9 protein-coding genes are annotated in these 14991 nt (G+C 39.0%); 4 read left to right on the top strand and 5 right to left on the bottom strand.

Annotated elements, in window-relative coordinates:
• Positions 1-6 precede the first annotated feature (6 nt).
• From P0Y49_01865 to P0Y49_01855, 3 genes are read left to right on the top strand one after another with little or no spacing between them, the layout of a single operon-like run.
• The gene (locus P0Y49_01865; GenBank protein WEK19900.1) at positions 7-1128 is read left to right on the top strand and encodes an endo-1,4-beta-xylanase; all 1122 of its coding nucleotides are present in this window, start codon (positions 7-9) and stop codon (positions 1126-1128) included.
• Between the two features lies 1 nt (position 1129).
• Complete coding sequence (locus tag P0Y49_01860; protein ID WEK19899.1) at positions 1130-3988, top strand: glycosyl hydrolase 115 family protein; 2859 nt, start codon at positions 1130-1132, stop codon at positions 3986-3988.
• 31 nt (positions 3989-4019) lie between these two features.
• Positions 4020-5117, top strand: coding sequence for a glycoside hydrolase family 43 protein (locus P0Y49_01855; protein WEK19898.1), 1098 nt, complete (start codon positions 4020-4022; stop codon positions 5115-5117).
• Between the two features lie 5 nt (positions 5118-5122).
• On the opposite strand, the gene P0Y49_01850 is transcribed toward P0Y49_01855, so the two are convergent.
• The 5 genes from P0Y49_01850 to P0Y49_01830 form a co-directional block, all read right to left on the bottom strand.
• On the bottom strand, positions 5123-6136 hold the full coding sequence (locus tag P0Y49_01850; GenBank protein ID WEK19897.1) for a LacI family DNA-binding transcriptional regulator: 1014 nt from the start codon (positions 6134-6136) through the stop codon (positions 5123-5125).
• A gap of 86 nt (positions 6137-6222) precedes the next feature.
• Positions 6223-7899 carry a sodium/sugar symporter gene (locus P0Y49_01845; protein ID WEK19896.1) on the bottom strand — a complete coding sequence of 559 codons (1677 nt, stop codon included), beginning with the start codon at positions 7897-7899 and terminating at the stop codon, positions 6223-6225.
• Positions 7900-7950: 51 nt separating this feature from the next.
• Complete coding sequence (gene xylA / locus P0Y49_01840; protein WEK19895.1) at positions 7951-9282, bottom strand: xylose isomerase; 1332 nt, start codon at positions 9280-9282, stop codon at positions 7951-7953.
• A gap of 24 nt (positions 9283-9306) precedes the next feature.
• Positions 9307-10782: an FGGY family carbohydrate kinase gene (locus tag P0Y49_01835; GenBank protein WEK19894.1), complete on the bottom strand. Its 1476-nt coding sequence runs from the start codon at positions 10780-10782 to the stop codon at positions 9307-9309.
• A gap of 151 nt (positions 10783-10933) precedes the next feature.
• The gene (locus P0Y49_01830) at positions 10934-12586 is read right to left on the bottom strand and encodes a glycoside hydrolase family 43 protein (protein ID WEK19893.1); all 1653 of its coding nucleotides are present in this window, start codon (positions 12584-12586) and stop codon (positions 10934-10936) included.
• Positions 12587-12955: 369 nt separating this feature from the next.
• On the opposite strand from P0Y49_01830, the gene P0Y49_01825 reads away from it, so the two are divergent.
• On the top strand, positions 12956-14875 hold the full coding sequence (locus P0Y49_01825) for a sialate O-acetylesterase (GenBank protein ID WEK19892.1): 1920 nt from the start codon (positions 12956-12958) through the stop codon (positions 14873-14875).
• Positions 14876-14991 lie beyond the last annotated feature (116 nt).

Genomic DNA, 14991 nt, shown 5'->3' with positions numbered 1-14991 from the left:
ATGAATATGTCCCCTAAAATATTAAGCGCCTTTAAACCTACATGCCTTTTTTTATGCGCATTGTTGATTTTCAATGCTGCTAAATCACAGCAAACTGCTAAAAATTATCAGACAGACAACAGGGGGCTGAAAGATTTTTACAAAGACTACTTCACCGTTGGTGTTGCTGTTGGAACAAAAAACTTAGTTGGCGACGAGGCCACGCTGATCAAAAGACAGTTCAATAGCATTACAGCAGAAAACGCAATGAAAATGGGCCTTTTACAGCCAAAGGAAGGTAAGTTTTACTGGAAAGATGCAGATTCGATTGTAAACTTTGCCATCAGCAATGGACTTAAAATCCGTGGACATAACCTTTGTTGGCACGAGCAAGCTCCCAATTGGATTTTTAAAGGAGAAAACGGACAAGAAGTTACAAAAGAAGTTTTATTACAGCGTTTAAAAACGCACATTACCACAGTTGTAAATCGGTATAAAGGCAAGATATATGCATGGGATGTAGTAAATGAGGCTATAGATGATGATCCCTCAAAGTTTCTGCGAAATTCTAAGTGGTATCAAATCTGCGGGGAAGATTTTATTCTAAAAGCTTTCGAGTATGCACATGCTGCAGATCCTAATGCAAAGCTATTTTACAACGATTACAATACCGAGCGCCCGGAAAAAAGAGAAAGGATTTATAAACTTTTAAAAAGCTTAAAAGACAAAGGTGTCCCTATTGATGGTATTGGCTTACAAGCACATTGGTCTTTACAAGAACCAACAGAAAATGAACTTAAGACCGCTATAGAAAGGTATAGTTCTCTTGGCTTAAAAATTCAATTTACTGAACTTGATATCTCTATTTATCCATGGGAGAAAAACAAAAGAGCCCCCCGGGAAGGAGAATCTGATGAATTTACAGCAGAATTAGCAGAAAAGCAGGCAGCTAAATATGCTATGGTTTTTAAAATATTCAGGGCCTATAAGGGTGTAATTACAAACGTTACTTTTTGGAACATTTCTGATCGCCATACCTGGTTGGATGAATATCCGGTAATGGGCAGAAAAAACTATCCCTTATTATTTGACACCTACTTACAGCCTAAAAAGGCGTATTGGGAGGTCATTAATTTTAAAAATAAATAAAATGAAGAAACTCATTCTCCTGATGATCATGGCTGGCTTAAATGCAGTTTGCCAGGCCGCCGGCACCAACCCTTTTATTGCTAAAAAGTATGTTTCTGGTAGTTTTTGTATTGCCGCAAATCAAAAATCCGCTTCCATTATCGTAAGTGAGAATGAATGGAAAGGTGTAATAAGGGCAGCTAAAGATCTGCAGGCGGACATCAAAAAAGTAACAGGGCTGAATGCAGATTTCTTAACCGATAAACCTGCAGGAATGGCCATCATTGTGGGCACAATTGGCAATAGCAAAGTTATAGATCAATTGATTAAAACCAATAAGATTGATGTTGCAGGGATTTCGGGCAGTTGGGAAAGCACCTTAATAGAGGTTGTAAAAAATCCAATGCCCGGTGTAGATAGTGCATTGGTTATTGCTGGCAGCGATAAGCGCGGAACGATTTATGGAATTTATGAATTGTCTTACCAGATCGGAGTTTCTCCATGGTATTATTGGGCAGATGTACCAGTACAAAAAAGCAATACACTATTTGCTATATCCGGTCGTCATGTGATTGCTGCTCCCGCTGTAAAATATAGGGGCATATTTTTAAATGATGAAGCTCCTGCCCTCTCGGGTTGGTCACAAAAAGAGTTCGGAGGCTTTAACCATAAGTTTTACGAAAAAGTTTTTGAGTTAATTCTGCGCCTGAAAGGCAATTATTTATGGCCGGCAATGTGGGGAAACGCATTTAATGATGATGATAAAATGAACCCTGTTTTGGCTGACGAATATGGTGTAGTGATCGGAACATCCCATCATGAGCCTTTAACTCGTGCACATGATGAATGGAAAAGATACAAAGGTGGCAAATGGAACTACGACCAAAACCCAGAGCAACTAAGAACCTTCTGGGAGAGTGGATTAAAACGAGTAGCGGATAAAGAACAGATTATTACCGTTGGCATGCGTGGTGATGGCGATGAGCCCATGACCGAAGGAACAGCCACTGCATTATTGGAGAAAATTGTTAAAGATCAGCGCGAAATCATCACAAAGGTAACCGGAAAACCAGCATCCCAAACTCCTCAACTCTGGGCCCTGTATAAGGAAGTTCAGGCATATTATGATAAAGGGATGCGTGTTCCCGACGACATTACACTTTTGCTTTGCGACGATAACTGGGGCAATATCAGAAAACTACCTGCATTAAATGAAGCACCCAGAGCAGGTGGTTATGGCATTTACTACCATTTTGATTATGTAGGCGACCCACGAAACTATAAATGGGTAAATACCAATCCTATTCAAAAAATTTGGGAGCAAATGAACCTAGCTTATAAATACGATGCTAATCAAATCTGGATTGTAAATGTAGGCGATTTAAAGCCTATGGAATTTCCAATAGAATTCTTTTTAGATTACGCCTGGGCACCTGATGCCATTCCTGTCGAAAAACTAAAACAGTATACAATTGATTGGTGCAGCAAACAATTTGGGGAGGACTACGCCTTAGCAACAGCCGACATTTTAGATTATTATTCGAAATACAATGGCCGAATAAAGCCGGAGTTGCTAAATGAAGATACTTACAGTCTGGTCAACTACAACGAATTTGAAACGGTAGTACATGATTATAAAAAACTCGAAAACAAAGCTAGATACATTTACAACCAGCTTCCGGCAAACCAAAAAGATGCTTATTACCAATTGGTTTTGCATCCTGTTGAAGCCTGTGCGAATTTAAATGAGCTTTATTATACCGTAGCGAGAAATAAGCTTTATGCCAAACAGGGTAGAGTATTGACGAACTCTCTGGCTGCAAAAGCAGACTCGTTGTATAAAAGAGATGCCGAGATCACTCACTTCTACAACAAAGTGATGGCTGGCGGCAAATGGGATCACATGATGGACCAAACCCATATTGGCTATACCAATTGGCAACAGCCTATAGAAAATGCTATGCCCAAAACATACAAAATTGCTGCAACAAAGGCTCGATTGGGGCTGGCTATTGAGGGCTCAGATTCTAGCTGGACAGGAAAAGCCCGTGTCAACAAAAGTTTCCCTGTACTAGATAACCTGAGTAACCAAAGTCATTACTTCGAAATCTTTAATACTGGAACAGGCACTTTGAAATACGACATTAAAGCCCCCTCTTATGTTTCAATAGACCAGAAAAAGGCAGAATTGCAAGATCAAAAACGTATCTACGTAAGCATAGATTGGGCAAAGGCACCTATTGGAAATACGGAATCCTTAATAACAGTTTCGGGAAGTGATGGCACCAAAATAACGCTGCCAATACGCACAACCAAAAACAACACATTTAACGAAAAGGATGAAAATGTATTTGTACCACAAAACGGGTACATTGCTATGGAGGCTGTAAATTATTCGAAAGCAGTAAACAGTCGCCCTATTTTCTGGAAAACTATTCCCAATTACGGAAAAACCCAAGGTGGAGTGATCCCGGTTCCGGTAACTACTTCCATCCAAAAGCCGGATAAAAGTACGCCACATCTAGCTTATAATATTTATCTGGATAATGCCGGCACATACACCTTAAATTCATTCATTTCACCAACTATAGACTTTACCAATAGTGATGGTTTAAAGTTTGCCATTTCGGTAGACGATGCTCCCATTACAATAGTAAACATTAGTACCGATTACAAGACTGAAGCTGCCTGGAGAGAGTCCGTTGCAAACAGCATCAAAATATTTAAAACACCCTTAAAGTTTGATCAACCAGGAAAACACACCATAAAATACTGGATGGTGACTCCAGGAGTTGTACTGCAAAAGCTAGTACTTGATTTGGGTGGCCTAAAACCAAGTTTCCTTGGACCACCTGAAACTTTTAAAAGCATCGCAAAATAAACTAGCAATCATTTATAACCAATAATAGACCATGAACAAATTTAAACAGCACTCCGCCCTCGCGCTTATGATGGCTATCCTGGCTACCAGCGCATGCCGGCAAAACACTAAAACAGTAGCAGCCGAAACCAGTGACACTACAAAAAAATCTAAGTATCTTTCTGAACCACTGATTTCATCGATTTACACTGCCGACCCTTCTGCGCATATTTTTGATGGTAAAATATACATTTACCCATCTCATGACATTGAATCTGGCACTCCGGAAAATGACAATGGTGACCACTTTGACATGCGCGATTACCACATCCTAAGCATGGATAGCATTAATGGAAAAGTCACTGACCACGGTGTGGCCTTGAGTATAAAGGATATTCCATGGGCCGGCCGACAACTTTGGGCCCCGGATGCAGCTTTTAAAAATGGCACCTATTACCTTTATTTTCCTGTTAAGGATAAAAATGATGTCTTTAGAATTGGTGTGGCTACCTCTAAAAATCCAGCAGGACCATTTAAGGCAGAACCTAAGCCAATAGAAGGAAGCTACAGCATAGATCCCGCAGTGTTTACGGATACTGATGGAAATTCTTACATGTATTACGGTGGAATTTGGGGCGGTCAGCTACAACGATGGAATAATGGAAAGTATGATATGAATGGCTCCAAAACTGACTCGGGAAAAGAAAATGAACCTGCCCTAACGGCCAAAGTTGCCAAAATGAGTGCTGATATGCTGAGCTTTGATGGGCCGGTAAAAGATGTAGTAATTTTGGATAAAGATGGTAAAGCACTTTTAACTAAAGACCATGACAGAAGATTTTTTGAGGGCGCATGGATGCATAAGTACAATGGCAAATACTACTTCACTTATTCAACAGGCGACACTCATTTTCTGGCTTCGGCAATTGGTAACACTCCTTATGGCCCGTTTACCTACCAGGGAACGTTTATGAATCCGGTTCAGGGATGGACTACTCATCATTCAATTATTGAAATAAAGGGCAAATGGTACATATTTTATCATGACACGCAACTGTCCAATAAAACGCACCTGAGAAATATCAAAGTAACGGAACTTACACACAATCCTGATGGAACCATCAAATTGATAGAACCAATGCAGAAATAAAACATTTATAATCCTGTTGATTGTCTTTCTACGATTGTAGGCTCCAGAATAACATTACGTATACCTTCATAAGGATTATTCTGCTTGATCATTTGTAAAAACATTTCAGCACAATCCCGGCCCATCTGATTAGGATGTTGATCCACTGTAGATAGACTCGGCGTGATGTAAGCTGAAAAAGCTTCATTCGCAAACCCGATTACCCCTATCTTCGGTGGGGCCTGGTTAACTTCTTTCAGCTTTTTAATCACCCCAAGGGCAGTAAAGTCATCTCCCGCAATAATAGCATCAGGCATATTATTTCCGCGCAAGAGTTTACCAGCGCCATATCTTCCGTCCTTTATAGAAAGGCCACCAAAGATGATATGTTCTTCATTTACAGTCAAATTATTGACTTTCATAGCTTCTTTATAACCTTCCAAACGATCATTAAAGATTCTGATCTGGTGAATGGTGGTTACAAAAGCAATATTCTTATACCCCTGATCAATAAGATGTTGGGCGGCCAAAAAACCCGCCTGAAAATCGTTAAGTGTAACAGTTGGCACTTTCAGCTTTGTGCTAATCCTATCGAAAAGAATAAGCGGCTTATTCTGCTTTATAATTTCCTGAAAGTGAGACACTTCATTCGTCTCTAATGACATTGACGCCATGATTCCATCTACCTGAGCTTCCAACAGTGTTTTTACACCTTTGATCTCATTTTCAACAGATTCATTAGACTGATAAAGAATAATTCTGTAGCCGCTGTCTTTTAAGCCCTCTTCTATGCTATGAATAATTGAGGCAAAAAAATGTGCCTGAACACTTGGTACAATTACACCAACAATATAGGTTTTCCCTGATTTAAGGGCAGAAGCAAGCTTATTAGGACTATAATTAAGTCTTTTCGCTGTATCAATTACAGTTTGTCTTGTTGATTCACTAATTGCGGGAAAACCGCTAAGTGCCCGGGACACCGTTGAAACGGTAACGTTCAGTTCCTTAGCAATATCGTATATAGTCGTTTTTTTCTTCAAGATTTATGAGATAGCAAAAAGTTGTGCAAGTATAATAAAAAGACCGTTACCTGATGCTACAAACACCAGATAACGGTTATAGGTTTTTACCAGTACACACTATAAAGTGCAACAAGAATGCCTACTATAATTAAAGCACCAACAGCAAAGCTGGTAGTGGTTTTGAACATCTTTGCATCAATTTCAAGTCCCTTAGCATCTGCCTCACCTTTATTGCCCACCAAACTAATGATAATCATTCCGATAATACAGAATAAAAACACAAAGCCCATTCTATCTAAGAAAGGAATTTCATATACACCGGTTGAACCTTTAACAGCAAAACCTACTTGCGACAACCAGGAAAGATCGGTCATACCTGGTAAAAATTTAAGCAATAATGAAAGTCCAAAACCACCAATAGTTGCAAATAATGCTGCATTAGATGTTGCTTTTTTCCAAAAGAATCCTAGAATAAACATGGCAAAAATACCAGGAGACACAAAACCAGTATATTCCTGAATGTACTGGAAGCCTCCTTTTTTATCAATTCCTAAATGCGGAGCAATCAATACACCCAAAATCATCGCTGCTATAATCGCAACTTTACCTGTTACAACCAAGTTACCTTCTGTAGCTTCGGGTTTAATCACTTTTTTATAAATATCCAATGTAAATATAGTTGCAATACTGTTTGCCTTTCCAGCTAAAGAAGCCACTACCGCAGCAGTAAGCGCAGCAAAAGAAAGCCCTTTTAATCCGGCAGGTAAAAGATTAAGTAATACTGGATAAGCACGATCAGGGTTTACAGAGCCATCTTGAAGCATTTCGGTTTGAAAAGCTCCATCTTTGTATAAAACGTAAGCTGCAATACCCGGCAATACCACAATAATAGGCATCAAAAGCTTTAAAAACGCGGCGAACAGGATACCTCCACGAGCTGTTTTCAGATCAGCACCCAAAGCACGCTGAGTGATATATTGGTTACAGCCCCAGTAATTCAAGTTCACAATCCACATTCCTCCTATAAGTACACTAAGTCCAGGCAAGTCAATATAATTTTCATTATCTGGTTTCAAGATCATGTGAAAATGCTCAGAAGCCTTACTGGTCATTAACTTATAACCGTTAAAAATCCCTGCTGTTCCATAATGATCCGATACTAAGCTAAGCGCAAGATAGGTCGTAGCAAGTCCACCGAGGATTAAAAAGAAGACCTGAATTACGTCAGTATAGCCAATAACCTTCATTCCGCCCAATGTAATAATGATGGCAAATGCAGCGATCGCATACATACAGAGATCAAGATTAAAGCCCGAAATACTGCTTACAGCCAGTGCACCCAAATAAAGGATGGAAGTTAGATTAACAACCACATATAACAGCAACCAGAAAACAGCCATAATCATAGCCACAGTCCCATTATACCTTTGATGGAGGAACTGAGGCATGGTAGAGATTTTGTTTTTCAGATATACCGGAATAAAGAAAACGGCCACCACAATAAGTGTTGCCGCAGCCATCCATTCATAGGTAGCAATTGCAAGCCCCATTTTAAAGCCCGAACCACTCATGCCGATAAATTGTTCAGCCGAAATGTTTGAGGCTATTAAAGAAGCTCCAATAGCCCACCAGGTAAGGGAGCCTTCAGCAAGAAAATAATCCTTAGATCCACTGGCTGCAGATTTTTTCTTGTTGTAAATGTAGATCCCATAGGTCGCTACAATTACGAAGTAAATAAAGAATACGATATAATCTTTCGTATCCAGCACGTTGGTTTTCATCAATTTGGTCTAGTTAGGTTTAGTGATTCATTTAAAATTTGCTTAATATAACTAAATATAGCGATTGATTAAATTTTCCAGGTATTCTTGTTTTCCACTACGGACTTCTGGCTCACCGTGTTGCACAGCATAATTCCTTAAATCTTCCAGATTTAACCTCCCTTGCTCAAATTCAGCACCTTTACCGCTGTCAAAAGAAGCATATCTATCAGTTCTTATTTTTTTATAATCAGATTTTTGAAGGATAGCATCAGCAGTTACGAGCGCACGTGCAAAAATATCCATACCACCAACATGTGCATAGAAAAGATCTGCAGGATCAGTTGAATTGCGACGGATCTTGGCATCAAAGTTTACACCTCCTCCTTTTAAACCGCCACCTTCTAAAATGATCAGCATCGCTTCAGTTAATTCATTGATGTCATTAGGAAACTGGTCTGTATCCCAACCATTTTGATAATCTCCTCTGTTTGCATCAATTGAACCCAGTAAACCATTATCTACGGCAACCTGCAATTCATGTTGAAAAGTATGTCCTGCTAATGTGGCATGATTTACCTCCAAATTGAGTTTAAAATCAGCGAGCAAATCATACTTCTGCAAGAAACCTCTTACTGTGGCCGCATCGTAATCGTATTGATGTTTTGACGGCTCACATGGTTTTGGCTCAATAAAGAACGTTCCCTTAAAGCCTTGTTTACGGGCATAGTCTTTAGCGGTATGCAAGAATTTGGCTAAATGCTCTTGCTCACGCTTCATGTTGGTATTCAATAAGCTCATATAGCCTTCTCTTCCACCCCAAAAAACATAATTCTCTCCACCCAATGCAATTGTTGCATCTAAAGCTGCTTTAACCTGGGCGGCACCGTGTGCAAGCACATGAAAATCCGGATTGGTTGATGCTCCGTTCATATAACGCTTGTGACTAAATAAATTGGCAGTTCCCCAAAGTAATTTTACCCCGCTGCTCGCTTGTTTTTGCTTTGCATATTCTACCAATGTTTGTAATCTACGCTCGTTTTCAACAATATCATCGCCGTAATCTACCACATCCACATCATGAAAACAGTAATAAGGCAATTGCATTTTAGTGATAAATTCAAAGGCAGCATCCATTTTATCTTTTGCTCTTTCTACTGCATCTTTCTTTTCATCCCATGGAAAAATATGTGTAGCACCACCAAAAGGATCAGCACCATTTCCATTAAATGAATGCCAATACGAACAAGCAAATTTAAAATGTTCGCTCATCGTTTTTCCTGCTACAACTTTATTTGCATCGTACCACCTAAAAGCCAATGGATTGTCACTATTCAGACCTTCAAATTGTACCTGATCAATTCCCTTAAAAAATTCCTTTGCTCCTGTTACTACTTTTGTCATGTTGATATATTTTTTAATTCTACGTTATAATGCTTTGTTTAAAAGATTTTTCCATTCAGTATATATGGGTTCATAAGCTTCAGAATTTTTAGGTTCCAAATACCTGATCAACTCATGCTGCGTAAATGCTTCTTCGGGTGTTGCAAAAATTCCCGCTCCAATCCCTGCTCCAAGTGCTGCACCCACGCTACCGTCATTTTCATACAGCTCTACAGGAACACCAGTTACGTCTACAAACGTCTGGGCAAATACATCACTTAAAAATAAATTAGCCAATCCAGCTCTGATCACTTTTGGCTGCATTCCATTTTCGCGCATAATATCAAGACCATAGCGAAACGCAAATGCGATACCCTCCTGTACTGCCCTGAAAATTTCGGCTTGTTTATGTAAATTGAGATCAATGCCTAATAATTGTGCACCTGTGTATTTATTATTTAGCATCCGCTCAGTACCATTGCCAAAAGGCAATACTTTCAAGCCTTTGCTCCCAATGGGTGCAGTAGCTGCAAGATCATTAAGTGCCGCATAAGACAAATGCGGTGCAAAATTGTGCTTTGCCCATCTGTACATACTTCCTGTGCCATTGATACACAACAATACGCCAGTATGCTTTTGTCCCTTAGCATAAGTAACATGGGCAAAAGTGTTTACTCTTGACTGTGGATCATAAGTCAGCTCATTGCTTACCCCATAAATTACCCCTGATGTTCCTGCTGTAGCTGCAACTTCACCCGGCTTAAGGACATTTAAGGATAAAGCATTGTTAGGCTGATCACCAGACTTATAGGAAACTGGTATCCCCTGCTGCAACCCCAGTAATGCTGCCACGTCAGCTTTGAGAGATCCGTGTACGGAGAAGAGTGGTTTTACATCAGGAATTAGTTTTTGATCAATCCCATAATAGTCCATGACTTCTTTTGACAATTCATCCGCTCTGAAATTCCAAAATATCCCCTCAGATAGTGCCGGAATACTAGTACTGATCTTTCCCGTGAATTTCATAGCGACGAAATCTCCAGGAAGCATTGCTTTGTCGATCTGATTATAAATCTCAGGTTCATTGTTCTTTACCCAAGCCAGTTTGGAAGCGGTAAAATTACCCGGAGAATTTAACATATCTTCTAAACATTGATCATGTCCTATGGCATCAAAGGCTTGTGCTCCCAACTCCACCGCCCTACTATCACACCAAATGATACTGTCACGCAAAACGTTTTGATCTTTATCGACAATAACCAATCCGTGCATCTGATAAGCAATACCTATAGCTTTAATATCCTTAGGATTAAAACTTCCAGTTGCATTTACCTGTAGAATGGCATGAACAGCATTTTGCCACCAGTCAACCGGAGATTGCTCGGCCCATCCAGATTTAAGGGATTTGATCTCCGCTTCCTCTTCCGGATACTGTGTTGTAGCAACCCGCTTCTGTGTATCCACATCAACAACTGAAACTTTTATAGAAGATGTGCCTATATCGAGGCCTAGTAAATACATATTATCATTAATTAAATATTCAATTGTGCAACCGTTTGCATAAAGGTAATTTTAAATTCATAAATCCCATATTTTTTTGCATAGAATTTGAACTTATTTTTTCATACCAACCAAAATCAAATAGTTAAAACCCTCACAAAACAAACACAATCTACTGATATACTGAGTCATGACCATTATACCCCAAATAAGAATAGGAAGCTTTATTTGTTGTAGGCTTACCAGAAGAAGTTGCATAAAGTGCAAACAATGCCCCCACAAATCCACCGGCTTCCTTTGTACTTAAGTACTTCCCATCTAACCCCGATTTCAGAACTTTCCACTGTCCAGATTTTGTTGCATAATCAAAATTATATTTCGCACCATCTGCGCTAATGCGAAACCAGACTTGGGTCCCTGCAATTGGCTCTTCTGTAATCAGCTCCATATCCTTTAGCTGACGATTACCACTGAACAGCTGAACCACAGGTTTACCCTTAGAAATGGATTTACATAAGTAATAAAAGTTGTACTCACTTTGATAAATCAGCATTCCGGCTTTTTCATTTTCATTTTTTGCCGAAAAACTCATTTCCGTAATTGCGTTACAGTCCTGGTGCTGCTGTCGTTTTCCTATAAATGCGGGATTGCCCGTCCCCATACAAGTTTCGGGTAATAAATTCATAGTCAACCCTTTCGACTTACTTAAACTAAACCAACTTTTATCCATTGTTCTGAGAAACAATAAAGCTGGATCTAAGGTCTTTTCAAAAGAAACCTTATAACTGAAATTTCCACTTTGCGGACGTGTATTTTCTTGTTTCACCTCTTTAAAACCCTCAGTATAATGATATTGAATTTCTTTAAAATCAGGGCTGATTACAGGCCATCCATCTGTCCATTTTACCGGAGCAATAAAAGTTTCTCTTCCTGTATTATAATAATCACCTTCATAGGGCCTAACCGCTAGAAATACCGCATAGGTTTTGCCATCAGGCCCTTCGATCAGCTCAGCATGGCCCGCAGAAGCAATCGGATCTTTTCGCCCAGGATCCAGGTCACGTTGGGTAAGGATAGGGTTTTTATCATAAGGAATAAAAGGTCCTGTGGCTGATTTACTCCTTAAAATCACTTGTGAGTGGTTTATGGATGTCCCACCTTCGGCAGCACATAAGTAATACCAATCGCCATGCTTAAAAATATGTGGCCCTTCTATCCACACCGGTTTTTTACTAATATCTACTCCCCCATTTACCAGTAACTTTTCTTCTCCTGTCACCTTTAACTTAACTGGATCAAACTCGTAAACCCTAATGGTTCTATGCCCATCATATAGAGGTTTACGATCTGGCGCATCACTATTGTAAACAATATAACTTTTATCAGTATCAAAAAATAAAGAGGGATCTATCCCCCTAACTTCCGGTAACCAGACCGGATCACTCCAAGGGCCTGCGGGACTTTTAGCAGTTACGACAAAATTCCCCTTTCTATCAATTAAAGTACAGGTAACATAATAAGTTCCTTTATGGTAATTGATAGATGGGGCAAACAGACCTCTTGACACCCCATCCCCCATAAAGTTCATCTGACTTGGCCGATCTATCACATTACCAATCTGTTTCCAGTTTTTCAGATCCTTACTATGAAACACAGGTATGCCCGGGAAATAAGAGAACGTAGAATTCACGAGGTAATAATCAGTTCCAACCTTGGTTACACTTGGATCGGGATAAAATCCAGATAAGATGGGGTTAGTGAACTTAATTTGAGCAAAGCCAGGAAGTGCTAGTGATAAGAGAAAAATGGTTAACAGTTTTTTCATCGAAATATAATTTGATTTTAAAAGATTATGAAACTATCATGTGCTACAAAAAATTTATTCATTTCGGTTTGGACCTGCTGTACATAATGGTTTCATCGGTATAAATTTATTTTTAATGAACATGAAGGTAAAGAGAAACAAGGAAAAATGCAATCGATTGCATTATATTTCTAAAATATACTTATTTTAGTCAAATAGAACCTTTCTTAAACCTAACCAAATAGTTAATTATGAAAAAAATTGTCCCCCAGATAGCATCCAGAAGCTTAAACTTTATTCTAATGAAACCATCATTAGTTTACACTCAGAAAACACAATGAATAAAAACTCGTGATAGCCTCATAACAATTAAAAAATAAATATATACTGATGAAAAAGTGGTTAATTACTTATGCCCTAATGTTGGGCTATTCTTTTTGCCCGGCGCAAATCAAACTTCCAAGGTTGATCAGTGATGGAATGATACTTCAACGCGACAACAATATCAAGATCTGGGGTTGGGCTTCAGCAAATGAAGCCATAAGCCTGAAATTTAAGAATAGAACATTACATACATCAGCCAATAAGGATGGGGAATGGGAAATACAACTCCCGGCGCAAAAAGCTGGTGGACCTTATGAAATGACATTAACAGGGCGTAATAAGATTATATTGAAAAACATTCTATTCGGTGATGTTTATGTGTGTAGTGGGCAGTCAAATATGGAATTGCCAATGGGACGTCTGATTGATAAATACCCCAATGAAATTGCCAAATCTAATCATACAAACATCAGGCAATTCCTTGTGCCTGACGAATATGATTTTAAAAACGAAAGAAAAGATCTATCAAGTGGCACCTGGGAAATTGCCAATCCGGAAACTATTCTTAATTTTTCTGCAGTTGCCTATTTTTTTGCTTTGGAGATTGTCAACAAACACCACATTCCTGTAGGTATAATCAACACTGCTCTCGGCGGCTCACCGGCAGAGGCATGGATAAGTGAAAGTACACTTAAAAAATTCCCAATGTATAGTGAACAAGTTAAAAAGTTTAAAGACGATCATTTGATCAAGCAAATAGAATCTTCCGATCGATTACGTGCTAACGATTGGTATAAAAGTTTAAATGCCAATGATGAGGGCTTAAAAAACAATTGGAAGGCCAACATTGATGATAAAGACTGGAATGAAATGAATATCCCTGGATACTGGGCTAAGGAGCCATTGGGTAGAGCTAATGGCGTTGTTTGGTTTAAAAAGGACATCATTGTCCCAAAATCAATGCTAAGCAAGCCAGTTAAATTACTTTTAGGAAGAATTGTTGATGCAGACTCTGTATTTATAAATGGTGAGTTTGTAGGAACGACCAGTTATCAATACCCTCCCCGGAGATATATTTTTAATACTGACATTTTAAAGGAAGGCAAAAACACTATCACCATCAGATTAATCAATAACGCTGGTGAAGGAGGTTTTGTGCCGGATAAAAACTATCAATTGATCGCTAATCAAGATACAATTGATTTACGCGGTAAGTGGAAATATAAATTGGGCGCTAAAATGGACCCCGCACCATCACAAACTTTTATCAGATGGAAACCAGCAGGCCTGTACAATGCCATGATTGCCCCATTGCTAAAATACAAGATAAAAGGTGTAGTCTGGTATCAAGGAGAATCCAACACAAGTAATCCAAAAGAATATGCTGCCTTGATGAAGGCCTTAATTGATAATTGGAGAATAGCATGGAATCAGGGTGACTTCCCATTTCTGTATGTACAATTACCAAATTTCATGGAAGCTACAAAGACCCCAATGGAAAGCAGCTGGGCAGAATTAAGAGAACAACAGCGAAGTCTCACAGCAGTTCCAAATACAGCAATGGCGGTCACCATTGATCTTGGAGAGTGGAATGATATCCATCCTTTAGATAAACAAAACGTAGGAAAAAGACTTGCGCTGCAAGCTGAGCATCTAATTTATGGAGACAATAAGTTGATCTATTCGGGCCCAGTATTCAAATCAATGGAATCAAAAGGGAATCAATTAATTTTAACGTTCAGTAATATTGGGGCAGGGTTGACCACAAAGGGGAACTCTGAATTAAAATACTTTGCTATAGCGGGTAAGGATAAAATATTTGTTTGGGCTAAAGCAGAAATAAAAGGAGATAAAATAGTTGTATGGAGTAATGACGTCGAAAATCCTAAGTTCGTTCGTTATGCATGGGCGAATAATCCAAAGGATGCAAATCTGTACAATCGAAACGGTATGCCTGCTTCTCCTTTCGAAGCCGCCTTAAAGTAAAAAGAAAACACTAAATTCGTATCTATGCCAGCCTTTATGATTTCGAAACGATTAAGCATTTTGTTTTTCTTACTACTCTTTAGCATCGCGCTTAAGGCATCATCGATTTTAATCTA

The organism is Candidatus Pedobacter colombiensis, from assembly GCA_029202485.1.
Lineage (GTDB): Bacteria > Bacteroidota > Bacteroidia > Sphingobacteriales > Sphingobacteriaceae > Pedobacter > Pedobacter colombiensis.
This window is presented reverse-complemented; position numbering and strand designations above follow the sequence as displayed.

Bases quoted from the DNA above. Each gene is read 5' to 3' on its own strand.
- P0Y49_01830 (WEK19893.1), bottom strand. From the start codon at position 12,586: ATGAAAAAACTGTTAACCATTTTTCTCTTATCACTAGCACTTCCTGGC.
- P0Y49_01860 (WEK19899.1), top strand. From the start codon at position 1,130: ATGAAGAAACTCATTCTCCTGATGATCATGGCTGGCTTAAATGCAGTT.
- P0Y49_01825 (WEK19892.1), top strand. From the start codon at position 12,956: ATGAAAAAGTGGTTAATTACTTATGCCCTAATGTTGGGCTATTCTTTT.
- P0Y49_01855 (WEK19898.1), top strand. From the start codon at position 4,020: ATGAACAAATTTAAACAGCACTCCGCCCTCGCGCTTATGATGGCTATC.
- xylA (WEK19895.1), bottom strand. From the start codon at position 9,282: ATGACAAAAGTAGTAACAGGAGCAAAGGAATTTTTTAAGGGAATTGAT.
- P0Y49_01865 (WEK19900.1), top strand. From the start codon at position 7: ATGTCCCCTAAAATATTAAGCGCCTTTAAACCTACATGCCTTTTTTTA.
- P0Y49_01835 (WEK19894.1), bottom strand. From the start codon at position 10,782: ATGTATTTACTAGGCCTCGATATAGGCACATCTTCTATAAAAGTTTCA.
- P0Y49_01845 (WEK19896.1), bottom strand. From the start codon at position 7,899: ATGAAAACCAACGTGCTGGATACGAAAGATTATATCGTATTCTTTATT.